This is a genomic window from Hymenobacter artigasi, assembly GCF_012275535.1.
GTDB classification, from domain to species: domain Bacteria; phylum Bacteroidota; class Bacteroidia; order Cytophagales; family Hymenobacteraceae; genus Hymenobacter; species Hymenobacter artigasi.
Genome location: NZ_JAAVTK010000013.1, coordinates 135,307 through 158,732, shown reverse-complemented (window position 1 = coordinate 158,732; position 23,426 = coordinate 135,307). Strand labels below are relative to the sequence as shown.

General features: G+C 62.7%; 19 protein-coding genes and 1 tRNA gene. 8 read left to right on the top strand and 12 right to left on the bottom strand.

The genetic code is table 11. From position 1 onward, the window contains the following. Positions 1-11: 11 nt before the first annotated feature. Positions 12-422: a hypothetical protein gene (locus HBN54_RS18555; RefSeq protein ID WP_168674717.1), complete on the bottom strand. Its 411-nt coding sequence runs from the start codon at positions 420-422 to the stop codon at positions 12-14. A gap of 191 nt (positions 423-613) precedes the next feature. After that, on the bottom strand, positions 614-1,237 hold the full coding sequence (locus HBN54_RS18550; RefSeq protein ID WP_168674716.1) for a BLUF domain-containing protein: 624 nt from the start codon (positions 1,235-1,237) through the stop codon (positions 614-616). A gap of 274 nt (positions 1,238-1,511) precedes the next feature. On the opposite strand from HBN54_RS18550, the gene HBN54_RS18545 reads away from it, so the two are divergent. Then, positions 1,512-1,967, top strand: a complete 456-nt coding sequence (locus tag HBN54_RS18545) for a BLUF domain-containing protein (RefSeq protein WP_168674715.1) — start codon at positions 1,512-1,514, stop codon at positions 1,965-1,967. A 9-nt stretch (positions 1,968-1,976) separates the two neighbouring features. Here the strand turns inward: HBN54_RS18545 and HBN54_RS18540 are convergent, their stop codons facing one another. Further along, the gene (locus HBN54_RS18540) at positions 1,977-5,027 is read right to left on the bottom strand and encodes a CheR family methyltransferase (protein WP_168674714.1); all 3,051 of its coding nucleotides are present in this window, start codon (positions 5,025-5,027) and stop codon (positions 1,977-1,979) included. A 197-nt stretch (positions 5,028-5,224) separates the two neighbouring features. On the opposite strand from HBN54_RS18540, the gene HBN54_RS18535 reads away from it, so the two are divergent. After that, a complete protein-coding gene (locus HBN54_RS18535; RefSeq protein WP_168674713.1) occupies positions 5,225-6,238 on the top strand; it encodes a chemotaxis protein CheB in 1,014 nt (337 codons plus the stop codon). A 242-nt stretch (positions 6,239-6,480) separates the two neighbouring features. Here the strand turns inward: HBN54_RS18535 and HBN54_RS18530 are convergent, their stop codons facing one another. Continuing rightward, the gene (locus tag HBN54_RS18530) at positions 6,481-6,843 is read right to left on the bottom strand and encodes an STAS domain-containing protein (protein WP_168674712.1); all 363 of its coding nucleotides are present in this window, start codon (positions 6,841-6,843) and stop codon (positions 6,481-6,483) included. 598 nt (positions 6,844-7,441) lie between these two features. Between HBN54_RS18530 and HBN54_RS18525 the strand changes: the two genes are divergently transcribed. Both HBN54_RS18525 and HBN54_RS18520 read left to right on the top strand, forming a co-directional pair. Next, positions 7,442-7,816: a DoxX family protein gene (locus HBN54_RS18525; protein WP_168674711.1), complete on the top strand. Its 375-nt coding sequence runs from the start codon at positions 7,442-7,444 to the stop codon at positions 7,814-7,816. Between the two features lie 176 nt (positions 7,817-7,992). Continuing rightward, a complete protein-coding gene (locus HBN54_RS18520; protein ID WP_168674710.1) occupies positions 7,993-9,783 on the top strand; it encodes an ABC transporter ATP-binding protein in 1,791 nt (596 codons plus the stop codon). Between the two features lie 215 nt (positions 9,784-9,998). Here the strand turns inward: HBN54_RS18520 and HBN54_RS18515 are convergent, their stop codons facing one another. Both HBN54_RS18515 and HBN54_RS18510 read right to left on the bottom strand, forming a co-directional pair. Further along, positions 9,999-10,829 (bottom strand): polyphosphate kinase 2 family protein, encoded by an 831-nt coding sequence (locus tag HBN54_RS18515; RefSeq protein ID WP_168674709.1) that lies wholly within the window; start codon positions 10,827-10,829, stop codon positions 9,999-10,001. Between the two features lie 60 nt (positions 10,830-10,889). Beyond that, a complete protein-coding gene (locus HBN54_RS18510) occupies positions 10,890-11,618 on the bottom strand; it encodes a VIT1/CCC1 transporter family protein (protein WP_168674708.1) in 729 nt (242 codons plus the stop codon). 118 nt (positions 11,619-11,736) lie between these two features. Between HBN54_RS18510 and HBN54_RS18505 the strand changes: the two genes are divergently transcribed. Beyond that, entirely contained in the window at positions 11,737-12,435 is a 699-nt protein-coding gene (locus HBN54_RS18505) for a Dps family protein (protein WP_168674707.1), read from the top strand. An 86-nt stretch (positions 12,436-12,521) separates the two neighbouring features. On the opposite strand, the gene HBN54_RS18500 is transcribed toward HBN54_RS18505, so the two are convergent. Then, on the bottom strand, positions 12,522-12,998 hold the full coding sequence (locus tag HBN54_RS18500; RefSeq protein ID WP_168674706.1) for a low affinity iron permease family protein: 477 nt from the start codon (positions 12,996-12,998) through the stop codon (positions 12,522-12,524). Positions 12,999-13,197: 199 nt separating this feature from the next. On the opposite strand from HBN54_RS18500, the gene HBN54_RS18495 reads away from it, so the two are divergent. Beyond that, positions 13,198-13,279 (top strand) — tRNA-Leu (locus tag HBN54_RS18495). 108 nt (positions 13,280-13,387) lie between these two features. Here HBN54_RS18495 and HBN54_RS18490 read toward each other — a convergent pair. From HBN54_RS18490 to HBN54_RS18470, 5 genes are all read right to left on the bottom strand, one after another. Continuing rightward, positions 13,388-15,001: an NFACT RNA binding domain-containing protein gene (locus HBN54_RS18490; RefSeq protein WP_168674705.1), complete on the bottom strand. Its 1,614-nt coding sequence runs from the start codon at positions 14,999-15,001 to the stop codon at positions 13,388-13,390. A gap of 8 nt (positions 15,002-15,009) precedes the next feature. Further along, positions 15,010-15,369 (bottom strand): cupin domain-containing protein, encoded by a 360-nt coding sequence (locus HBN54_RS18485; RefSeq protein WP_168674704.1) that lies wholly within the window; start codon positions 15,367-15,369, stop codon positions 15,010-15,012. A gap of 91 nt (positions 15,370-15,460) precedes the next feature. Further along, positions 15,461-16,228 carry an MBL fold metallo-hydrolase gene (locus tag HBN54_RS18480; protein ID WP_168674703.1) on the bottom strand — a complete coding sequence of 256 codons (768 nt, stop codon included), beginning with the start codon at positions 16,226-16,228 and terminating at the stop codon, positions 15,461-15,463. 125 nt (positions 16,229-16,353) lie between these two features. Further along, positions 16,354-16,740: a response regulator gene (locus tag HBN54_RS18475; RefSeq protein WP_168674702.1), complete on the bottom strand. Its 387-nt coding sequence runs from the start codon at positions 16,738-16,740 to the stop codon at positions 16,354-16,356. Between the two features lie 56 nt (positions 16,741-16,796). Then, the gene (locus tag HBN54_RS18470) at positions 16,797-20,450 is read right to left on the bottom strand and encodes a PAS domain S-box protein (protein ID WP_168674701.1); all 3,654 of its coding nucleotides are present in this window, start codon (positions 20,448-20,450) and stop codon (positions 16,797-16,799) included. 131 nt (positions 20,451-20,581) lie between these two features. On the opposite strand from HBN54_RS18470, the gene HBN54_RS18465 reads away from it, so the two are divergent. Both HBN54_RS18465 and HBN54_RS18460 read left to right on the top strand, forming a co-directional pair. Next, complete coding sequence (locus tag HBN54_RS18465; protein ID WP_168674700.1) at positions 20,582-21,724, top strand: glycosyltransferase; 1,143 nt, start codon at positions 20,582-20,584, stop codon at positions 21,722-21,724. An 11-nt stretch (positions 21,725-21,735) separates the two neighbouring features. Continuing rightward, a complete protein-coding gene (locus HBN54_RS18460; protein ID WP_168674699.1) occupies positions 21,736-23,415 on the top strand; it encodes an amidase in 1,680 nt (559 codons plus the stop codon). Positions 23,416-23,426: the final 11 nt, after the last annotated feature.

The following is a 23,426-nucleotide window of genomic DNA, read 5'->3' as shown; positions in this document are numbered from 1 at the left end:
GGCTGGGCAGGCTACGCCGGCGAGGCCTGTAGCCAGGCCACGGCCTCCGCCTCGGTCATGAAGATAGCGGCCTCGTAGGGCTGGGTGGCGGCAAGGGCGGCCTGCACGGCCGGGGCCACTTCAGCATCGTGGCGCATTTGCTCCAGGCGCTGCATCGAGCTGAACACGGCCAGCCGCAGCCGGCGCGGGGCCAGCTGCGCCACGGCCACCGAAAAGAAGTTGTGGGTGAGCCAGGCGGTTTCAGCCAGGTTGAGCGGGCCCGAGCGGCGCGAGTCGAGCAGCCAGTTGCCGCAGCCGTGGGCCAGGGCCAGCGCCAGGGCGGCCTCATATGAGGCCTGCGCTTCGGCCAGGGTGTCGGGGGCCAGCCAGCGCAGGAACACAATATCGAGGTCGGGGCGGTAGTTAAGGGTATAAGTGCTCAAGGGCGTGGGAATGAAAAATATAGGGAGCGCGCCCCGGCAGTGCGCAGCCAGGGTTTAGCCCCCGTGCGGGCATTGGCGGGGGCTGGCAGCAGGCGAACTGCAAGGTACGCCCCCGGCTCCCGTGCACCACCAGCAGGGCATCCATCCCGACATAACTTTCGCTTCGGCCCCTATGCCCAGACCCCGAAACGTCAGGTACCTGGCGTGGGCGCAGGCGGGCCGGCAGCGGCCGGCGGGCCAACGCCAAAGGCGTGCAGCAGCGCCAGCAGGCTGGGGTCGTCAATGGCCGGGCCGGCCACCAGGGGCGGGCTTTCCTGCACGGCAACCAGCACCCGGTCCAGGTCGGACGTCGCTACGCGGCCAAAGGCCATGCTCCAGCCGGCAAAGTGCCGCTCGGCCGTTGGGCCGGCGCTCACCGTCACCACCTGCGTGTGCCGGGCGTCCTGCTGAATGGCGGCGTACAAGTCGCGCACGGCCTCTTCGGGCCCTTCCAGCACCTGCACAAAGTGCCCGGCGCCGTAGAGCAGCATGCCCGAAATCCGGTGCTCCACATTGAAGCGGCGGGCCGTGTGGAGCAGCTGCCCCAGCGCCTCCTCGCTCAGCGGCGCGGTGGCCCGGCTACGGTAAAGCACCTGGTACACACTGGTATCGAGCAGCTCGATAACCTGGTCGATGGTGAGGTGGCCCGCCTGGTAGCGGGCCAGCAGCTGACGCTCGTAGCGCTGGGGCGAGAGCGCCGTATTAGCCGTCATCGCAACAGCCCAATCCACGGCCCGCTGGCGCTGGCTTTCGGTTATCAGAGAGGCATCATTCATTAGGCTAATCATACGCCGCCCTCCCCTTTGCGGGTTATCCCCATTGTGCTCCGGATAAATACGGATTTTTCATCAATGGCCCCGCTCCGCATTGCCCGCCCGGCAGGCACAGGGCTTCCTGGGGGCACTGGCGCAACGGGGCGCCCAACCGAACAATAAAAGACGAGTCAAAAATTATTATGATTCTCTTATATTTAAGTCCCCTCACCCCCCGCGCCTACTCTCGAAGTCTACCCTACCCACTTCCCGCTGTACCCCACGCACTTTTTCGATTATGAGGACATACCAACTCATTTACCAGAGCCAGGCGATGGTGCCTTTCAATGCGCCCGCGCTGCGGGCCCTGCATCGACAGGCGCAGGCCTACAACGGTACCCACGGCATTACGGGCGTGCTGCTCCACACCGCCGACGGCCGGTTCCTGCAGCTGCTCGAAGGCGCAGAAGCGGCCGTGCGGCACCTCTACCATAACCGCATTGTGCGCGACCCACGCCACCGCGACTGCCACATTCTGGCCGAAGGCCCCTGCCTGGAACCCAGCTTTGCCGGCTGGGCCATGGTGCTCCGCTTCGTGCGGCCCAACGAGGTGCGCGACCTGCTGGCCCACGTGCCCGCCGACAACCAGGCGCTGCGCGTGCCGCGCGCCCGCACCGGGCCCGAGCTGGCGGCGGCGCTGCGCGGCTTCATTGCCACGGGCCAGGCGGCCCCCCAGGCGGCCCAGCGGGCGTAGGGCCGGCGGCTAGGCGGGCACTACTTCCACGCCCAGCAGCAGGCGCCCCGTGCGCGCCCCGCCACTGGTGAGGGGCCGCCCAAACAGCCGCAGCGTGCGGGGGCCGGCCTTGGGGAAATCGGCCACGTAGGGAAAATTCAGGAAGGGCTGCTCCGGGTGGCGCAGGGTGGTTTCGAGGCGCTCGCGCAGGGAGGGCTGCTGCCAGGCCCCGCCGTCGAGCTCGCGCAGCAGCTGGCCCTTGCTGCGGTCGCGGTCGAGCCCAAACAGCGTGGCAAAGGCCTCGCTGATGGCCAGTACCCGCTGCTCGGTATCGAGCACGAGCAGGGGCTCGCGCAGGGTTTCGGCAATGCTTTCGGCAAAGCGGGCGCTTTCCTGCAGCTGGGCCTCCAGGGTTTTGAGGGCCGTAATGTCGGTGAAGGTGATAACGGCCCCGCTGATGTAGTTATCCAGGGTGCGGTAGGGCAGAATGCGCATCACGTACCACTCGCCCTGGGTGGTTTGAATGTTGGCCTCCACGGTCACCAGCCGGTCGAGCACCTGTCGCACGTCCTGGGCCAGGGTTTCGTGGCGCAGGGTGTTGGCAAAGTGCATGATGGGGCGGCCCACGTCGCTGGGCAGCAGGCTCACAATGCGGTGCACGGGCGGCGTGAAACGCTTTATCACCATCTCATTATCGAGGAAGATGGTGGCAATTTCCGTAGCGTCGAGCAGGTTCTTCATGTCGTTAGCGGCCTGGCTCAGCTCCTCGGTTTTGTTGAGGTACTGCATGTTGAGGGTCATCAGCTCCTCGTTCAGGCTTTGCATTTCCTCCTTGTTGGTCATGGCCTCCTCGTTGGTGCTTTGCAGCTCCTCGTTGGCGCTTTGCAGCTCCTCGTTGGTGCTTTTGAGCTCTTCCACGCTGCTTTCCATCTCCTCAATAGTGGTCTGGAGGCGGTGCTTGGTGTATTGCAGCTCCTTTTCCAGGGTTTGCACCTGGGCGTCGTGGTCGGGGGCCAGGGTGGCTTTGCCCAGGCGCACCCGCCGGGGCGTGGGCTGCTCCTCAAACACCACCAGCAACAGGCCGGCCAGGGGCTCGCCTTCTTCCAGCACCTTCACCGTGAGGCGTAGAAGCTGCACGCCGGTTTCGAGGCGCAGCTTCACGCCCTCGGCCACCACGTCCTGGCGGGTGGCTACGGCCTTGTGCACGGCTTCGCTCAGCTCGTAGTTGAGCTCTTCGCGGGCCATGTCAAACACGTTCATGGCGCCCAGGCCGGGGGCCGGCTCCAGAAAGCGGCCGGTGCGGCCGTTCACGTACAGAATTTCGCCCTTGGGGTTGATGACCACGGCGGGCGGCGTGTACTGGCGCAGCAGCACGCGCTGGACGAGCGCAGCAAACGGAGAATCTTTGCGGGCGGTGTGAGCCATCATGGGACTAGCGGCAGAAGCGGACGGAGCCAGGGCATGCTGCCGGGCCAGGGCAAATGGAAAATTGGCCAGCCGAATGAGCGACGACGGCGTGTCGGTACGCCGCGAAATCTTCCATTTCACGTCCAGCGACTGAAACAGGTCCTGAAAGCCGGTGAGGTTTTCGCTCGGCCCCAGAAACAGCACGCCATTCGTAATCAGAGCATAGTGAAAGATGGGGATGAGGTTTTTCTGGAGCTCGGTGCTGAAGTAGATGAGCAGGTTGCGGCACACCAGCAGGTCGAGCTTGGTGAAGGGCGCGTCCTTGTTCAAATCGTGCACGGCAAACACCACCACGTCGCGCACTTCTTTCTTGATGCGGTAGCCGTCCTCGGTTTTGACAAAGTAGTGCCGCAGCCGCTCGGGGCTCACGTCGGACACCACGTTGTCGGGGTAGATGCCCACGCGGGCAAAGTCGATGGCGTCGGGGTTGATGTCGGTGGCAAAAATCTGGAGCTTGAGGTACGCGGTGGACTCCAGGCCGTCCAGGCATTCGAGCAGGACAATGGCCAGGCTGTAGGCCTCCTCGCCCGTCGAGCAGCCGGGGGCCCACACCCGCACGGTGCTGTCGGCGGGCTTGAGGCGCAGCAGCGGCAGCAGGCGCACCTTCAGCTGCTCAAACGCCTCGCGGTCGCGGAAGAATTTGGTTACCCCAATCAGCAGCTCCTTAAACAGGGCATCTACCTCGGCCGGGGTTTCCTGGAGGTAGCGCACGTAGTGGGTAAACTCCCGAATCTGGTGTGAGTTCATGCGCCGCTCAATGCGCCGGAACACCGTGTTGCGCTTGTAAAAGCTAAAGTCGTGGCCCGTTTTGGCCCGGATGAGGTGAAAAATCTTTTGCAGGGCGTGGGCCGGGCGGGCGGCGCTTTCGGCTTCCTCGCGGCGCGGGCGGGTGGCGGGGTGGCGCATGTAGGCCAGCAGCTTGGCGGGCAGCAGCTCGGCGGGCAGCACAAAATCCACAAACTCGGTGGCCAGGGCCGAGCGCGGCATCGAGTCGAACTCGGCCGTTTCGGGGGCCTGCACCATCACCATCCCGAAGTTTTCCATCACCATTTTCAGGCCCAGCGTGCCATCGGAACCCAGCCCCGAGCAGATGACGCACACCGCCCGGTCGCGCGCATCCTTGGCCATGCTCTGAAAAAAGAAGTCGATGGGCAGCCGCCGGCCCTTGGGCTGGGTGGGCGCAAACAGCAGCAGCATTCCGTGCAGAATGCTCATGTCGCGGTTGGGCGGAATCACGTACACCTGGTTGGGGCGCACGCGCAGGCCATCGCTGGCTTCCCGTACCGGCATGGTGGTGAAGTGCTGGAGCACCTGCGCCAGCTCCGATTCCTGGTCGGGCGAGAGGTGCGTGATAACCACGAAGGCCATGCCGCTATCGGCCGGCATGGCCCGAAAAAACCGCTCAAACGCGGCCAGCGAGCCCGCCGAGCCGCCCAACGCCACCAGCGGAAACTTATCGGGCGAGAAATCCGGGTGCCGGACCTCGCGGGCCAGCACGGGGGTAATGGGCTCATCGCCGTCGCGGGGCATTTCTGCGGGCGGGGTGATGAGAATGCCGGGTTCGCCGGCGGCAGGCGCTAAGTCGGGGGCAGGCGCGGAGTCGGGGGGATTCATGAGGCAACGGGTATGGCGAGGGGCTGCGGTGAAATGCTGCCGGCGGCGCGCCAGGCGGCGGATGGCGCCCGTTTGCATTGGCGCACGCAGTCGCCCCGGGAGTAGGCCCAAAACAAATTTACCGGAAAAAGCCCGAGCCCTTCGCCGTCCCCGGATATTTCCCGTAGAAAATGCCACCTCTCGCACTTCTTTCCTTTATGTCAGCGCCTGCTTATCTCATTGTCGTTGGCACTTCGGCCGGCGGCATGCCCGCCCTGGTCGAATTTGTGACCCGCCTCCCTGCCGCGCTGCCCGCCGCCATCCTGGTGGTGCAGCATTTTGCCCCCGATTCCAACGGCCAGCACCTCGTCGAGCGCCTGGCCCGCCACACCGCCCTGCCCTGCCGCCTGCCCACCGACGGCGAACACCTGAAGGCCGGTACCATTTACCTGGCCCCGCCCGACCGCCACCTGCTGGCCAAGGACGGCAGCGTGCCCCACCTGCTGGTGACCAAAGGCCCGCGCGAAAACCACTACCGCCCCGCCGCCGATGCCCTGTTCCGCTCGGCAGCCGTGGCCTATGGCGCGCGTGCGGTGGGCATCGTGCTCACCGGCATGCTGCACGACGGCACGGCCGGCCTGGAATTCATCAAGCGCTGCGGCGGCATTGCCATTGTGCAGGACCCCGGCGAGGCCGAATTTCCCAGCATGCCCGAATCGGCTTTGCACAATGTGGACGTGGACTACGTGGTGCCCCTGGGCCAGATGGCGGCCCTGCTCGACGAAATCACGCACAGTGCCGCCCCCCCGCGCCAGCCCGACATCCCCGAGGACCTCAAGCAGGAAGCCGCCATTGCGGAACGAGTGGTGGGCGACGTTGCGGCCGTGGCTGAAATCGGGCACCAGGTGCCCCTCACCTGCCCCGACTGCGGCGGCAGCCTTTGGGAGGTGAACCAGGGCCGGGTACTGCGCTACCGCTGCCACACCGGTCACGCCTTCACCGCCGACAGCCTGCTGCACAATTCGCAGCAGCACCTCGAAGAAACCCTGTGGGTAGCGCTGCGCATGATGGAGGAGCGCAAAAACCTGCTCACCGGCATAGCGGCCCGCAGCGCGGAGGCCTACCCCACGCATCAGGAAGAGCGACTGAAAGAAATCAAAAAGCACATCAACCGCCTGCGCGAATTCCTGCTTAATGGCAGCCCTACTACCATTGCCACGCCCGAAGACTAGCGCCCCGCGGGCCGCCGGCGGGCTTATCGAAACAAGCAGGCGGCCGGCTTTTCGTTGGCTGTCCGCTCAAATACCAATTTGGAAAGTCGCTTAGAAGCTATTTTAAGTTAGCGAAGAATACCGCTGGAACGGTGTATAGACGCATCTTTGCGTCTCGTCGTTGAAGGAAATTGCCCAACGACAAGACGCAAAGATGCGTCTCTACACCATCTAAAATCAGAAGATTTAACTCAAACAGCTTCTTAAGCTTCCATGCTCCAGTCGTGCCAGTGGGCCTGCCGGGCCGCGTCGAGCAGGGTGGGCACGATGCAGGGCGCGGGGCCAAGCTCCTGCTCCAACAGCTCGCGCTTCACGCGTTCGGGCACGTGCACCAGCACCAGCTGGGCGTGCTGCTCCTGCAGCTGGAAATGGGTATCCCACAGCAGCCGCGCCGCTTCGGCCGACAGCGAATCCAACATGCCGCAATCAACCCATACCGAGGGCTTGCCGCTACGCTGCGCCCGCCGCAACCAGCGCGCGAGCACCGATTCCGGCTGGCCCGGCCGGCCGGGAGCCAGAATGAGCAGGTAGCTCTCCGGCAGTAACTCATGGTATATAACGTGCATAGCAAACAGGATTTAGCCAGCAATCGAATAGGAATAAGCAAGATAATCTGACAATTTGCAGAAGCTTTCCGCGCAATGTTGCTACAAATTTCGCCAATATTATAATTCCATTCCTAATGGATAACTACGGATATCTTGATGATAAGTACTTAAATTAAACTTTTATCATTATTTTTTTCATCATATCGTCGATTATTTTGCTTGTTGTCTCAATTGACCGGACCCGAGCCGGGGGCAAGAACGGTGCGGGGCACTCCTTATCACAACAAAATAAAGTTAATTATATATTTAGCTTTAAAACAATATTCGACCGCAAAAATTCCGGTAATTCACTTTTTGTTAAAACACGATGGCAGCTCAGCCGTCATCCTGCTGTCCCTCCCGTTTGGATGGGCCCATCATCGGTGTAGCGACGCATCTTTGCGCCATGTAGCGGAACTTTACCAGATACACGGTGCAGCTGCAGAGATGCATTGCTACACCAGCCGGCAAAATATAAATCGCAATAAATCAGAGCGCACCGTGAACAAAGTGAAGCTGGCAAGCTGACCACCGCATCGCGCTTTACCACCTTTTTTCACCTTTCCCTTCCTCACTCATGAGTCCATCTGTACGCAACATCATTGCCTGGATTTTGCAGGCGCTGCTGGCCGCCTCCTTCATTTATGCCGGCAGCCAGAAGCTAATGGCGTTTGATGGCACCATGGCCATGTTTGGCAATCTGGGGTTGCCGGGCTGGTTTGGCGGCTTCATTGGCGTGGCCGAGGTGCTGGGCGGCATTGGGCTGCTGGTGCCGCGCACGGTGCGCCCGGCGGCCCTGGGCCTCATCGTCATCATGCTGGGGGCCATTTTCATGCACGCCACCAAAATCCCCGGCGGCCTGGCCAATGGCTTGCCGGCCATCGTGTCGCTGGTGCTGCTGGCGGTGGTGCTGGCACTGCGCAGCCGCCCCGCCGCCCGGGCAGCAGCCTGAGCGCTGTGCCTGACAGGCCGGCGGCCCACTCAACCCGGAGTGACACGCCTTTCTTTGCGTAGCCACTAAACCGCGCCCCAGCCCGGGCGTTATATCAAACCATTGCCGCGCCGGCCGGGTTGCTTGTCTTCCGGCCGGCCCAACCGGGCTACTGACCGGGCCACTTGTGTGTTCTCATGAAAATCCTTTATAGCTACCTGCGCAACTATTGGCCACTGCTGGCGCTGGCCCTCGGGCTGGCCGCCGTAAACCAGGTATTTTCGCTGCTCGACCCGTATTTCTTCCGCAAGCTCATCGACCATTTTGCGCCCAAGGGCGGCGATTTGGGTGCGATACACCTGGTACCGTTCGGGCCATTTCTGCGCGAGGCCCTGCCCTACATCGGGCTCATGCTGGGCGCGGCCATGGTGTCGCGCATTGCCAAAAACTTCCAGGATTACTACGTCAACGTCATCACCCAGCGGCTGGGGGCCAAGATGTATTCCGACGGCCTGCGCCACTCGCTGGAGCTGCCCTACCAGGTATTTGAGGACCAGCGCTCGGGCGAAACCCTGGGCAAGCTCCAGAAGGTGCGGATTGACGTAGAAAAGCTCATTCAGAGCTTCGTGAACGTGCTGTTTACGGCGCTGGTGGGCATCATTTTCGTGATGTGGTACGCCATCACGGTGTACTGGCCCATTGCGCTGGGCTACTTTCTCACCATCCCGCTGCTGGGCATTCTGAGCTTTTTCCTGAGCAAAAAAATCAAGGTTATTCAGAAGACCATCGTGGCTGAAACCACGGCCCTGGCCGGCTCCACCACCGAGAGCCTGCGCAACATCGAACTAATCAAGAGCCTGGGCCTGGCCCAGCAGGAAACCGAGCGCCTGAACGCCACCACCGACAAAATTCTGAAGCTGGAGCTGCGCAAGGTACGCTACCTGCGCTCGCTGAGCTTCGTGCAGGGCACCTTCGTGAACCTGCTCCGCAACGTGATTGTGCTCCTGTTGCTGTACCTGCTGGTGCAGCGCCACATCAGCCTGGGGCAGTTTTTCTCGTTCTTCATCTACTCGTTCTCCATCTTCGGGCCGCTGCAGGAGCTGGGCAACATCATTGGCGTGTACCGCGAAACCGAGATTTCGCTGGGCAATTTCCAGACGATTCTCGACACGCCCAAGGACGTGAAGCCGGCCCACCCCAAGTCGGTAGCCCACATCGACAACCTGGCCTTCGACCACGTCAGCTTCCAGCACCTCACGGCCAAGGGCAAGGCGCTCACCAATATTTCCTTCGGGGTAAAGCTCGGCGAGACAATTGCCTTCGTGGGCCCCTCCGGCTCGGGCAAAACCACGCTGGTGAAGCTGCTGGTGGGCCTCTACCCGCCCCTGGCCGGCCAGATTCTATACAATGGCATCCCCGGCGATGAAATCGACCTCGATGAGCTGCGCGAGCAAATTGGCTTCGTGACGCAGGACACGCAGCTATTCGCCGGCACCATCCGCGAGAACCTGCGCTTCGTGGCTCCCCACGCTACCGACGAGGAATGCCTGATGGCCCTGCGCCAGGCGGCCGCCGATACGCTGCTGGCCCGCGCCCCGCTCGGCCTCGATACGGTGATTGGCGAGGGCGGCGTAAAGGTTTCGGGCGGCGAAAAGCAGCGCCTCAGCATTGCCCGCGCCCTGCTGCGCAAGCCCACCCTCATGGTGTTCGACGAAGCCACCTCGGCCCTCGATTCGCTCACCGAAGAGGAAATCGGCAAGACGGTACGCAAGCTCTCCGGCTCGCGCCAGCACATGACCATCCTCATTGCCCACCGCCTCAGCACCATCCTGCACGCCGACCGCATCTTTGTACTCGAGCGCGGCCACATTGCCGAGCAGGGCGGCCACGCCGAGCTGCTGGCCCAAAAGGGCCTCTACTACGCCATGTGGCGCCAGCAAATCGGCGAGCGCAAGGAGGAGGAAGCAACCAGCGCCGTAACCGTGTAAGGCAAGGCGCTGGCGCGAGTTTAGCGCAGCGTAACTCGTGCCGGCCATGATGGGGAGGCTGTGCCTCCCCTGCCGCGCCAGCGGCAATCCGGCCCCGCACCAGCCGCACTGCTCAAACGGACCGTTCAAATGGGAAGCACAGCCTCCCCCGATAATTGGCACGAGTTACGCTGCGCTAAACTCGCGCCAGTTGGACCAGCACTAGAATCCAGCACTTACACAATCACCTGGGCGCTCACGTCGAAATTCGGCTTGGGTGGCTTCGGATTCATTTCTTCCAGCACAGCTACCACAATTTCGGCAATGGCCAGGTCCCGCACCCACTTGTGGTTGGCGGGCACCACAAACCAAGGGGCATCATCGGTAGAGCAGTGGCGCAGGGCGTCTTCATACACGCGCTGGTAGTCGTCCCATAGGGCGCGCTCTTTGAGGTCGTTGGGGTCGAATTTCCAGTTTTTGGTGGGGTCGTCGAGGCGGGCCTGCAGGCGCTCAGCCTGCTCGTCCTTGGAGATGTGCAGGAAGAATTTGAGCACGCGCGTGCCGTTGCGGGTCAGCAATTGCTCAAAATTATTGATATCCTCGAAGCGTTGCCGGGCCGTGTCGTCGTCAATCAGGCCATGCACGCGGGTGATGAGCACATCCTCGTAGTGTGAGCGGTTGAACACCCCAATGCGGCCCCGCTTGGGCGTTTGGGCATGAATGCGCCAGAGAAAATCGTGGTTCAGCTCATCGGTGGAGGGCGCTTTGAAGTTGGCCACCTGCACCCCGGCCGGGTTCACGCCCGTGAGCAGGTTCTCGATAAGGCCATCTTTGCCGCCCGTATCCATCGCCTGAAACACCAGCAGAATGCTGTGCCGGTGCTCGGCATACAGTAGCTCCTGCAGCTCGCAGAGCCGATGGCGCAGGGCATCCATAAACGGGTGGGCCTCGTCCTGGTTGGTGAGGCGATGCTTGAACGGCTTCTCCGAATCCGGGTCGACATCGGCCAGCTTGAAGGACTTGTGCCTGACCTGCACGGCGGGCGTTTCGGGATAGTTAACTTTCATGAGCAGCTTGCTGAAAACAAGGATTGAAAGGAATGCCTACGCGAAAGTCGGGGCGGCGGCCTAGCCGCCCACGGCCCGCGCAATGCCAAAGGCCGCCGCTGCCGCCAGCGCACCCACCACGGCCATTTTTACGGCTCCGGCCACGGGCGGCTGCCCGGTCATGCGGCTCTTGAAATAGCCAAACACGAACAGGCACACCAGCGTGATGGCCGCCGACCACGCCAGCCCCTGCTGGGGCGTGTCGGTCACGAAGTAGGCGCTGAGCGGAATCAGCCCGCCCACCGCGTAGGCCAGGCTGATGGTGACCGCGCTTTTGGGAGCCTGCCGGGGGTCGGGCTCCTCCAGGCCCAGCTCGTACTTCATCATAAACTTCACCCACTGCTCGGGGTCGGCGGTGAGCTCAGCTACGGCCTGGCGGCGGGTTTCGGCCGAGAGGCCCATATCGGCCAGCAGCTCGTCTACTTCGGCGCGCTCCTTGTCCGGCACTTCCTGCACCTCGCGGTGCTCGCGGCCCAGCTCCGAGGCGTAGTGTTCTACCTCGGTGCGGCCGGCCAAGTAGCCGCCCAGGCCCATGGCAATGCTGCCCGCCACTATTTCGGCCAGCCCCGCCGTGATAACCAGGCTGGAAGACGACACGGCCCCGCTCAGCCCCGCGGCCAGTGCAAAGGGCACCGTCAGGCCGTCGGACAATCCAATGACCACGTCCTGCAACATGGCCGAGCTGGTAAGGTGGTGCTCGGGATGCACGTCGTGGGGCAGTTGGGTCGTCGTCTTTGTTGGTTCGGTCATAAAGGAAATTTTAAGAATGTGGCCTGAACCCGGCCGGGTGCTTTACGTACGAAGAACATAGAATTTTTGGTGCCGAAATGTTTCGGCAGCTTCCCTCACCTCACTCGTTTTTATCATTATGGCTGCTCCTGCCAAAACCGCTGCACCCAAAACTGCCGCACCCAAGAAAGCTGCCGCCCCGGCCGCCCAAAAAGCCCCCGCCAAAAACGCCAGCAATACCGGCAAAGGTGCCGGTTCCAACGCCGCTGTCGACATTCAGCCCATTCTCAACCAGCAAAACCACGCCCCCGCTCCCACCCAACGCTACGGCACCGTGAGCCAGCGCCTGCCCATTGGCCTCGACGAAGCCACCCGCCAGGAAAGCGTAACCATGCTCAACCAGCTGCTGGCCGACACAATCACGCAGCGCGACATGTACAAAAAGCACCACTGGCAGGTAGTGGGCCCCACGTTCTACCAGCTGCACTTGCTGTTTGACAAGCACTACGAAGAGCAAGCGGTATTGGTCGATGCCATTGCCGAGCGCATCCAGATTCTGGGCGGCGTGGCTGTGGCCATGGCCCACGACGTGGCCGAGCTCAGCAGCATTCCCCGCGTCCCCCGCGACCGGGAAGAAGCCCCCGTGCAGGTATCGCGCCTGCTCGACGGCCACCAGCGCATCCTCAAGAATTGCCACGACTACGCCAAAAAAGCCGATGAGTCAGGTGATGACGGCTCCAACGACCTCATCGTGAGCCAGCTTGTTCGCACGAACGAAATGCAGGTTTGGTTCGTGTCGGAACACGTAGTCGATTCGCCCCTCACCCGCGCCGAGTAATTGCTCGGGTTGCAAGACCGAAAAAGGGCTGCCGCATAATCTGCGGCAGCCCTTTTTCGGTCTTGCAACCAGGGGAAAGCTGATGGCTAGTTGGTACCTTCTTCGACCCGCGCCTCCAGCTTGTCACTCTCGTTGTCTTCGGCCTCTTCCACCGAATGGGTTTTGCCGAGGTCGCTGTCCTTTTTGGCCAATTCGGCCAGCGCGCAGTAGAAATTGTGAAGCAGCTTGATTTCTTCCTCCGAAAAATCCTGCGCGTTGATGAGGCGGTTGCTGGCCCCCTGCGTAGCCGCAATCAGCTCGTTCAGCTTGAGGTGCAGCACCAGCGAATCCTTGTTCTGCGCCCGCTGAATGAGAAACACCATCAGAAACGTGATGATGGTGGTGCCCGTGTTGATGACCAGCTGCCAAGTTTCGGAATAATGAAACAACGGCCCCGTCACGCCCCAGATGACAATAATGGCCGACGCCCCGATAAAAGCAGCCGTGGAACCCGAAAACTTGGTAATACCCTCGGCCATGCGGCCAAAAAAGGAAGTAGGAGACGATTTGAAGGTGGAATTCATGGCCAAATGAACAGTAGGATTGAGAAAGCTCACCGCCTTCTTCTACGAAACCACAAGGTAAACGACTGAATGATGGACTGTTGATGAAAAAGCGTGGCAGAAGGTTGTAGGAGCCGATTTCGCCTCCTATCTTTGCACCCGCTAAGCTACCTCAGCGACGCCGGCCTCGGCCGAATACCCGGTTTAGTTGCTCTCATTTGCGCACGTGGTGAAACTGGTAGACACGCCATCTTGAGGGGGTGGTGCCTTCGGGTGTGGGAGTTCGAATCTCCCCGCGCGCACGCAAACAAGAAGAGCCCGCTGCAAGCAATTGCAGCGGGCTTTTTGCTGTAGTGCGAAGCGGTGCTTCGCGCCCCAGTTGCTTCACGGTTGCGAAGCACCGCTTCGCACTACTGTTGCGCATCAAACGGGTTGCCGGGCTTCACCAGCACTACCCGTTCGCGCTCAACTACCACTTGGCCGGGCAGCGCGCCTTTGGGCTTGCGCACAAATTTCTTGGGCGTGACCGTGACCGGGCACAGCGTGTCGTGCTGGCGGCGCGAGTACCAGCCGGCCAGCATGGCGGCGTGCTCCACCACGGGCTCGGGCACGGGCTGCCCCGCCTTGTGCCGGATAACGACGTGCGAGCCCGTCACGTCTTTGGCGTGCAGCCAGAGGTCGTCTTTGTGGGCATATTTTTGGGTGAGCAGGTCGTTGTTCACGGCGTTGCGGCCCACGAGGATGGTGAAGCCCCGGTCCTCAAATACCTTGAAGGGCAGCTCCGTGGCCGCCTTGGCGGCTGTGGGCGTGGGGTCGAGGCCGTGCTGCTTGCGCCAGGTGCGCAGGCCGCGTAGCTCGGCCAGGGCGGGCTGGGTATCCATGTCTTCGAGGCGCTCCAGGGCCGAGAGGGCTTCGGCCTCGCGGCGGGCAATGCGCTCGGTGAGCTGGCGCTCTTCAATTTGCTGGTTTTTGCCTTTTCGGTAGAGGTTTTCGGCGGTAAACTGGGGTTTTTCGGTGCGCTTAAGCTTGATGAGCCGCGGAAGGTTGGTATAAAAGTCAACCACCTCAATCTGCGTGGCTCCGGCCGGAATGGCATGCAGGTTGGCCATGATGAGGTCGGCGGTGTGGCGGTAGCCGGCTTCGTGGGCCAGGGCGTGGAGGCGCTGGCGGGCATGGGCGGCGGCGGTATCGGCTTCGGCGGCGCGGCGCTCCAGCAGCTGGCGCAGCTGCTTAGTTTCCATTTCGAGGGCGCGGCGGCCCAGGGCCATGGGCACGAAACGGCGCAGGGCGGCCACAGGGTCATCACCAGCAAAGGTTTCCAGCACCTCCCCTATCGGCAGCAGGCTGAGCCGCGTGCGGCCGTCGAGCTGAATGAGGTAGTAATGGGCGGGCTTTTCGAGCTGGGCCAGCACCTGATTCACTTGCCGGGTTTTGGTTTCGGACGGGGCCTCGTCGTAGCCTTGCTGGCGCAGGTAGCGCAGGGGCAGGTCGGCCAGCGGCGGCGGGAGTTTCGGGACCGCAGATTTAACGGATTTGACGAATTGCGCTGATTCGGATGAATTTGGGGTTTCGGCTGGGGGTGGCGTGGGTTGGGCCTGGGGGCGCAGGTCGGCATCGGCCAGCAGCTTTTGGTGGAAGAGCTGGGCCTTGCCATCGGGCGCAATGCGAAAAATGGCGTTCGGGCGCGGGCCGTAGAGCTTGAACACGAGGCGGGCACCACTGCGGAAATTGAGCTGCACTACCCGGTCCTGGGGCCAGGCGGCCACGGTTTCGACCTGCTCGCCCAGCATATCCGGAAACAAATCGACGGAATTGGCACGGGCGCGCTGGAAGGTTTCGGGCAGGGCCAGGGCGGGAAAGTTGGCCCCCAGCTGCGCTTTCAGCCAGAATTCGGCCGTGCCGTTGGTAAGGCCGATGACCAGCTCGTCCTTTTCCTGGGTGAAGCACACGGCCACGCGGTAGCCCCGCAGCCGCTCGGTGAGGGCGGGGGCCAGCTGGCGCAGGAAGTAGTAATTGGTATGCACGGGGCCGCTTAAATCCGGGGCTGGTCGTGGCGCGTCAGGTCGTGCTCTACGGCACCGGTATGCCGGGTAGCCTGGGGCTCCATGAGCATTATCCAGGTTTCCTGACTGGTATGGGGCCGATGTTCGACGCCGCGCGGCACCACCAGCATTTCGCCGGCATTAATGGTGGCCGTATGGTCACGGAACTCGATGTGCAGCTGGCCCTTCACCACGAAAAACAGCTCATCCTCGGCTTCATGGCTATGCCAGATGAATTCGCCCTGCACCTTGGCCAGCTTCACCTGCTGCCCGTTCAAATCGGCCACTACACGCGGGTGCCAATGGTCGCTGAATTGACCAAATTTCTCTTCAATATTAATAACTTTCATCGCAAGCTGAGTATGAGTTGGAGACAAATATGGCTATGATTACCAACTGGTTCGCCGTAATCGCCTATCAGGTGCAGGCATAGCGGTTAGTTCATATTGCCACTTTCAGCCCATCATACGCCAGCCGAATCCAGGGCGGCAGTTCGGCTTCTACTTCGCGGTGCAGGCCCAGCTGGTGGCTGATGTGGGTAAGGTAGGCACGTCTGGGCGCGGCTTCTTCCAGCACGGCCACGGCCTGGGCCAGGGTGAAGTGCGAGATGTGCTCCTCGCGGCGCAGGGCGTTGAGCACGATAACGTCGGCGTCGCGGAGCTGGGCGCGGGTTTCGGGACCGAGGTGGTTGGCATCGGTGAGGTAGCAGAAGCCGCCGATGCGGAAGCCCAGCACCGGTAGGCGGTGGTGCATGGCCCGCAGGGGCAGCACGGGTACGCCCAGCACGTCGAACGGCACGTCATCGCGCTCGATGGGGTGCAGCACCACGCGGGGCACGCCAGGGTACTTGTGCTCGGCAAAAATGTAGGCAAACTCCTGCCGGAGCTGCTGGAGCACGCGGGGCTCGGCAAAAACCGGCATGTCGGTTTTCTGCCGGAAGTTGAAGGCCCGGATGTCGTCGAGGCCGGCGGTGTGGTCTTTGTGCTCGTGGGTGAAGAGCAGCGCATCGAGGTGGCTAATGCGGGCGCGCAGCATCTGCTGGCGGAAATCAGGGCCGGAATCGACCACGAAGCTGCGGCCGTCCACTTCCAGGTGCACGGACACGCGCAGGCGCTGGTCGCGGTGGTCGAGCGAGCGGCACACTTCGCAGGTGCAGCCAATCATTGGCACGCCGGAGGACGTACCCGTACCTAAGAATGTTACTTTCACTGCGTTCAAATTATGAATTATAAATTATGAATTATAGATGGCGACGGCAGCAGAGACTACCCGAAAGCGAATACCCCCCGCAAACCCCATTCATAATTCATAATTTATAATTCATAATTCTCTCCTTAGCCCACGTACTGCTTCACCACGCGCACCAGGGCGTCGAAATCGAGCGGCTTGGGCAGGTAGTCGGTCACGCCGGCCTCGCGGAACTGGTCCATCGAGTAGTTGTTGGCGTTGCCGGTGATGGCGATGATGGGCAGCTTGTTGATTTTGGGGTCGGCGTGGGCGCGGATTTCGCGGGTGCACTGCATGCCGTCCTTCACCGGAATATTGATGTCCATCAGCACGCAATCTACCGCATTACTTTCCAGCTGCTTCAGTACTTCGCCGCCGTTTTTAGCCAGCACGATTTTATACTTCTGCAATTCCAGAATTTTGCGGGTAAGATTGAGAATTACCGAGCTGTCCTCAGCAATTAGAATGGTTTTGGATGCGGGTTCGGCGGACATTTTCGAAGGGTTTTGGATTGGGTTCATAGGGTAGAGCAGTAAGAGATTCACCGCGCTTAGGCGGCAGATGGGTTGGCAGCACGCTCGACTGCGCCGGGGTATTCGGCCACGAACTGTGCAAAGTAATGTTCCAAAAGTTGAAACCCCACGGCGCCTTCATCCAGACGCTCCTCTTTGAACTGATGCTCAAGGTGCCGGGCCTGCGCGGCCAGGGCCACCCCGCCGAGGGTAGAAGCCGTGCCCTTGAGCTGGTGCAGCATGGGCAGGAGCTCGCGGAAGTTGGCTTCGGCCACCAGGGGGGCGGCGTCGCGCAGCAAATCGCCGGCTTCCTGCTCAAACTCCTGGTAGAGGTCGGACGCAAATTCGGCCCCGCCCAGCTCTATCAGCTGGTGCAGAATATTGGTGTCGAGCGTGGGCTCCTGCGGCTTGGCCACGACTGGCGCGGGTAGCGGAGCGGGGGCGGCACCATTGTTCGGGGCGGCGGCGGCCACTGCCGGTAGAAGGGCGGGCATGGCCCGCGGCCGCAGCCAGCGGTGCAGCACTTCGTAGAGGTGGCGGCTTTTCACGGGCTTGCCCACGTAGTCGTCGAGGCCCTGGCTCATGAAGCGGCCGGCGTCTTCCTGCATGGAGTAGGCCGTCATGGCCACCACGGGCGGGCAGGCGGCCCCCAGCAGGCGCCGGATTTCGGCGGTGGCGGCTACTCCATCCATGTCCGGCATCTGGATGTCCATGAAAATAATGTTGTAGCTAATGCCCGGCGTACTGACCAGTCGAATGGCCTCGGGGCCGCTGCCGGCAATGGTCACATCGCAGCCCAGCTTGGTGAGCAGGCGCTGGCCCACCTTCTGGTTGATGGCGTTATCATCGACGAGCAGCACCTGCGGGGCGGCCTCGAAGGGCTGGAACGCGGCTTCGCGTATCGGGGCCACGGTGGGCGGGTCGACGTGGTGGGCCTCGCGGGCGCTGATGGTGAACCAGAACACCGAGCCCTCGCCCTCGTCCGACAACACCCCGATTTCGCCGCCCAGCAGCTCGGCCAGCTGCCGGCTGATACTCAGGCCCAGGCCCGTGCCGCCGTAGGCCTTGCTAGGCGTGGTGTCGAGCTGGGTGAAATTGGTGAAGAGCAGGCTGGCATTATCGCTCGAAATACCGATGCCCGAATCCTGCACCGCGAAGCGCAGGGTGTGCAGCTCGCCGTCGGTGCTCACGCTGCTCACCACGATGCCCACGGTGCCTTCGTTGGTGAACTTGATGGCGTTGGCCACCAGGTTGGACAGAATCTGGAGCAGGCGCACCTCGTCGGTTATCACGTAGCGCGGGGTGTGCGGCGTGATGTGGTAGGTGAAGCGGATGTGCTTCTGCTCGGCCCGGTAGATGAACAGGGCGCGGATGCGCTCCATCACGGCCTGCAGCTCAATGGGCGCTTCGTGAATCTGGAGCTTGCCGGCCTGGATTTTCGACAGGTCCAGGATGTCGTTGAGAATGGTGAGCAGCGCGTCGGAGCTCTTGCGCAGCGTGTCCACGTAGTCGAGTTGCTCGTCGGTTTCCACCGTCTGGTCGAGCAGGTCAATCATGCCGATGATGCCGTTCATGGGCGTGCGCAGCTCGTGGCTCATGTTGGCCAGGAACTGGGTTTTGGCCTCCAGGGCGGCTTCGGCCTCGTCTTTGGCGTGGCGCAGGTCGTCCTGCATCTGCTTGATTTCGGTTACATCGCGGGCAATGCCCTGGGTGCCCACCAGGCCCTCGCCCACAATGCGCGCATTCACGAGCATGCTCACCGGGTAGCCGTCCTTGTGCCGAAGCTGGGTTTCGAAGTTGCGCAGGCCGCCGCTGCGCTCCACCTCCTCGTTGCCCCGGAGCCGGTCGGCGGTGTCCACGTAGAAATCGGCCACGGCCTTGCCCAGCACTTCTTCGGGCTCGTAGCCCAGCACGTCGCGCACCGAGGGGCTGACGATGGTAACCAGGCCCTCCTCGTCGGTGCGGTAGTAAATGTCCTGAAACGACTCGAAGATGGAGCGAAACTTCTCCTCCTGCCCTTCCAAAGCCAGCTGGGCACGCTTTTGCTCGGTTATGTCGTGGGCAATGGCCGAAATTTCCTCAAACGAGCCATCGCCCAGGTAAATCGGGTTCAGGTAAATATCCGTCCACACATCGTAGCCCCGGGCGTCGCGCAGGCGCATCTCGAAGCGCTGGGCTTGGCCATTGGCGGCCGCGTCGTAGTGCGCCACGAAGGTGTCGCGCTCGTTGGCGGGCATATTTTCCAGGTCGGCCTTCCACAGGTTGAGGCCGCGCATTGGGTAAGTGCCGTTGCGCCGCAGGAACAGGGCCGCGTAGTTGCGATTGAAGTTCATGAGGTTGGCGCGGGTGTCCACCGTCCACATCACGTGCGAGCCGCTCTCGAAAATAGCGTTGAGCCGGGCCGTTTGCTTGCCAATCTGCTCCTCGTTGCGCTTGCGCTCAATGGCCAGCGCCACCTGGTTCGAGATGAAGTGCAGCACGTCGAGGTCGCCGGGCGTGTAGGCATCGGCCCGGCCATAGTCCTGCACGGCCAGCACCCCGATAATGCGGTCGCCGATGCTCAGCGGCGAGGCCAGCATCACCTCCGGGGCCTGCCCGAAGGCCGTGACAACCCCGCTGCGCACCAGCTGCTGGTAGTCGGTGTGGGTGAGGTAGCGCGGCTGCCCGCCGGCAATGATGTATTCCGACACGCCCGCCGAAAACGGCCGCGTGCCCTGTGCCCGGGCCTGCGGATGCTGGTCGACGTGGTATACGAACTGCAGCTGCGTGCGCGCATCGTCGCAGAGGGCGATGAACAGGTTACTGGTTTCGATAATCTTGCTCAGCTCACGGTGAATGGCCCCGTAGAGGCTGGGCAAGTCCTTGGCCGAAATGGCCAGGTTGGCAATGCTGTAGTAGACTTTTTGCAGGCGCTCGGCCTTGATGCGGTCGGTAATGTCGTGCAGAATGGCGCGGCTGCTCACCGGTTGGCCTTCCTCGCGCACCACGTTCATGCTCCCGATGAGGTGCACGGGCTTGCCCTGGCTGGTCAGAAACACGGTTTCCACCTTGTTCACCGGCTCGCCGTCGTACAGGTTGCGCAGCTGGTAGAGCAGCTTGGCCTTGTAGTAGGGGTGCACCACATCGGCCAGGGTGCGGGTGGCCAGCTCGGCATCGGTGTAGCCCAGCTTTTCCTTCCAGGCCTTGTTCACAAACAGGAAGCCGTTGTCGGCCCCGAGGTGCTGCACCAGGTCCTGGGCATTATCGAGGAAGTCCTGCAGGTGGGTACTGTCGCCGGCCAGGGCCGGGCTCACCACGCTGTGGCTGGCAACTTCGTGCCCGGCCAGCCACATGCCCGTAACGCGCCCGGCGGCATCGTGCGTGAAGCCGGCCTGCCAGGTCAGGTAGCGCAGCTGGCCCGTGCGCGTCAGTACCGAACGCTCGTACCTGGCATTTAAAACCTGATTATCAATGCATTCGAAAAATTCGCGCCGCCGAGACTCGCGCTCGGCCGGCGGGGAAAACAGCTGGTGGTAGAGTTGCCCCAGCACCTTATCGCGGGTGTAGCCCGTGAGGGCCAGCAGGGCCTCATTTACGTCGATGATAGTACCCTTCAAATCGGCCAGCAGGTACATCTGGCCAAGCTGGTCGAGCAACGCCGCCAGGGGCGGTGCCACGGGGCGGGCAGTGGAAGTAGCCGAAAAAGAAGCCATAAATGACACGTACTACCGGTTGATATTTCCGGCTAAGATAGCCACCGCGCTGCGAGGCGGCGGTGTAAATTTGACCAAAATAAAATAACCCCGGCCGTGCCCGCATGGCCAGCCCTTGCCCCACTCCCCCATTGCCGCTCCCAACCAAGCCGCTGCTTTTCACCGTCACCACCGATTTGTGCTTCGACCAGCGCATGCAGCGCATCTGTGGCAGCTTGGCCGCCGCCGGCTACCGGGTGCAGCTAGTGGGCTGGCAGCGGCCTACTTCGCCCCCGCTCACGCCGCAGCCCTACCACCAGCACCGGCTGCGGGGCTGGTTTCAAAAGGGAAAGTTTTTTTACCTCGAATACAACCTGCGGCTGTTTTTTTACCTGCTGGGCCAGCGCGCTGCCGCCTGGTGCGCCTGCGACCTCGACACGGCCCTGCCCGTGTGGCTGCGCGCCCGGCTGAGTAGCCAGCCCTTCGTGTACGATGCCCACGAGCTATTTACGGAAGTGCCCGAGGTGGTGGCCCGGCCCGCCGTGCAGCGCCTCTGGTGCTGGGTGGAGAGCTTCATCGTGCCGCGCGCCCGGCTGGCCTACACCGTGGGCCCGGCCCTGGCGCGGGTGTTTGAGCAGCGCTACGGCCGGCCCTTCGCCGTGGTGCGCAACGTGAGCCGCCTGCGTACCAACGAGGCGCTGCCCCCCGCCCCCACCGCGGCACCTCCCGGCGGCTACATCCTCTACCAGGGCGCGCTGAATGTGGGCCGGGGCCTGGAAAGCCTGATTGATGCAATGCCGCAGGTGGCGGGCCGGCTGGTGATTTGCGGCGAAGGCGACCTCTCGGCCGCCCTGCGCGAGCGGGCCGAGCGGCTGGGGCTGCTGGCTTCCGCCTCGAACCCGGTAGGGAAGGTTGAATTCCGGGGCTTCGTGCTGCCGGAGGCATTGCGCGACGTGACGCGGCACGCGGCCGTGGGCATCATGCTGCTGGAGAATATCGGCCTGAGCTACTACTATTCGCTGGCGAATAAATTCTTCGACTACGTGCACGCCGGCATCCCGCAGGTGCTCATCGACTTCCCCGAATATCGCGCCCTCAACGACCAGTTCGACGTGGCCGAGCTGGTGAGCGACCTGGAACCCGCTACATTGGCCGCCGCCCTCAACCGCCTGCTGCGCGACGAGCCCGCCCGCTACCAGCACCTGGCCGAAAACTGCCGCCGCGCCGCCCCCCAGCTCAGCTGGCAGCACGAAGAACAAGTGCTGCTGAAACTGTTTGCAGACCTCATTCCTTAGCCCCGTTTTGCATGAAAAAACTTCTTCCCTCGCTGCTGCTCGGCGGCGCCTGCTTTATAGCCGGGGCCTTTGTGGCCCGCCCCACCGCCCCCGATGAAATTACGGTACCCATTCTGCGCGCCGCGCAGCAGGTTTTCGGGTTGAATTTCAACGATGCCCAGCTCGATTCGACCCGCCGCAACCTCACGGGCTACCGCGACAGCTACGAGGCCCTGCGCAAAATCCCCCTGCCCAATAGCGTTGCTCCGTCCGTGGTGTTCGACCCACGCCCGCTGCGGATGCGGCAGGCGCAGCTCTCCGCCACTAACAGCAATGCCGGCAAGCTGCCGGAATCCGCCAAAGTGAAGCTGCCCGCCAACCGCGACGCCCTGGCTTTTTATACCGTGCGGCAGCTGGGCGAGCTGCTGCGCACCCGGCAGGTAACTTCCGAGGAGCTGACCACCTTTTTTCTGGCCCGCCTGAAAAAGTACGACCCGCGCCTGCACTGCGTCATCACCCTCACCGAGGACCTAGCCCTGCAACAGGCCCAGCAGGCCGACCAGGAAATTAAAGCCGGAAAATACCGGGGGCCGCTGCACGGCATTCCCTTCGGGGTGAAGGATTTATTCAGCGCCAAGGGCTACAAAACCACTTGGGGCTCGGTGCCCTACAAAGAGCAGACCCTGGACGAGGACGCGGCCGTGGTGGAGCGCCTGCGCGCCGCCGGGGCCGTGCTGTGCGCCAAGCTCACGCTGGGCGAGCTGGCCCAGGGCGACGTATGGTTTGGCGAGAAAACCCGCACGCCCTGGGACGTGACCAAGGGCTCCAGCGGGTCGTCGGCGGGCTCGGCCTCGGCGGTAGCGGCGGGGCTGCTGCCGTTTGCCATGGGCACCGAAACGCTCGGCTCCATCATCAGCCCCAGCACGGCCTGCGGCGTGACCGGCCTGCGCCCCACCTACGGCCGCGTGAGCCGTGCCGGGGCCATGGCCCTGAGCTGGACCATGGACAAAGCCGGCCCCCTCACCCGCTCGGCCGAGGACTGCGCCATTGTGCTGGCCGCCCTGTGCGCCGCCGGCCCCGATGCCCGCGACCCCGCCACTATGCTGGCTCCCAACCGCTTCCAGTACGCCTTCGGCACCAATATCAAAAAGCTGCGCGTCGGCTACCTCAAGGCAGCTTTCGACCAGAACTACCCTACCAAAGCCAACGACCAGGCCACCCTCGACGTGCTGCGCAAGCTGGGCGTGGAACTGGTACCTCTAGAGCTGCCGGCCATCTCGCCCGCCGCGCTGCGATTCGTGCTCACGGCCGAGGGCGCGGCGGCGTTCGACGACCTCACCCGCTCGGGCCGCGACGGCCAGATGGTGCTCCAGAACCGCTCGGCCTGGCCCAACGGCTTCCGCTCGGCCCGCTTCATTCCAGCCGTGGAATACCTGCAGGCCCAGCGTGTGCGCAGCCTGCTCATTGAGCAGATGGACGCCCAGCTCAAGGGCTTCGACTGCTACATCGCGCCCTCGTTCAGCGCCAACCTCGTGCTCACCAACCTTACCGGCCAGCCCGCCATAGCCCTGCCCAACGGCTTCACGGCCGCTGGCCTGCCCACCACCATCACCTTCATGGGCCAGCTGTATGAGGAAGGCACCCTGCTGGCCCTGGCCAAGGCCTACCAGGATGCCACTGATTTCGACGAAAAGCATCCGCCGCTGTTCTAAATCATTGGTCT

Coding starts and splice junctions, on each gene's coding strand:
- HBN54_RS18485 (WP_168674704.1), bottom strand. CDS start 15,369: ATGAAAGTTATTAATATTGAAGAGAAATTTGGTCAATTCAGCGACCAT.
- HBN54_RS18510 (WP_168674708.1), bottom strand. CDS start 11,618: ATGACCGAACCAACAAAGACGACGACCCAACTGCCCCACGACGTGCAT.
- HBN54_RS18470 (WP_168674701.1), bottom strand. CDS start 20,450: ATGGCTTCTTTTTCGGCTACTTCCACTGCCCGCCCCGTGGCACCGCCC.
- HBN54_RS18520 (WP_168674710.1), top strand. CDS start 7,993: ATGAAAATCCTTTATAGCTACCTGCGCAACTATTGGCCACTGCTGGCG.
- HBN54_RS18545 (WP_168674715.1), top strand. CDS start 1,512: ATGAGGACATACCAACTCATTTACCAGAGCCAGGCGATGGTGCCTTTC.
- HBN54_RS18515 (WP_168674709.1), bottom strand. CDS start 10,829: ATGAAAGTTAACTATCCCGAAACGCCCGCCGTGCAGGTCAGGCACAAG.
- HBN54_RS18540 (WP_168674714.1), bottom strand. CDS start 5,027: ATGAATCCCCCCGACTCCGCGCCTGCCCCCGACTTAGCGCCTGCCGCC.
- HBN54_RS18505 (WP_168674707.1), top strand. CDS start 11,737: ATGGCTGCTCCTGCCAAAACCGCTGCACCCAAAACTGCCGCACCCAAG.
- HBN54_RS18460 (WP_168674699.1), top strand. CDS start 21,736: ATGAAAAAACTTCTTCCCTCGCTGCTGCTCGGCGGCGCCTGCTTTATA.
- HBN54_RS18530 (WP_168674712.1), bottom strand. CDS start 6,843: ATGCACGTTATATACCATGAGTTACTGCCGGAGAGCTACCTGCTCATT.
- HBN54_RS18525 (WP_168674711.1), top strand. CDS start 7,442: ATGAGTCCATCTGTACGCAACATCATTGCCTGGATTTTGCAGGCGCTG.
- HBN54_RS18550 (WP_168674716.1), bottom strand. CDS start 1,237: ATGAATGATGCCTCTCTGATAACCGAAAGCCAGCGCCAGCGGGCCGTG.
- HBN54_RS18500 (WP_168674706.1), bottom strand. CDS start 12,998: ATGAATTCCACCTTCAAATCGTCTCCTACTTCCTTTTTTGGCCGCATG.
- HBN54_RS18475 (WP_168674702.1), bottom strand. CDS start 16,740: ATGTCCGCCGAACCCGCATCCAAAACCATTCTAATTGCTGAGGACAGC.
- HBN54_RS18535 (WP_168674713.1), top strand. CDS start 5,225: ATGTCAGCGCCTGCTTATCTCATTGTCGTTGGCACTTCGGCCGGCGGC.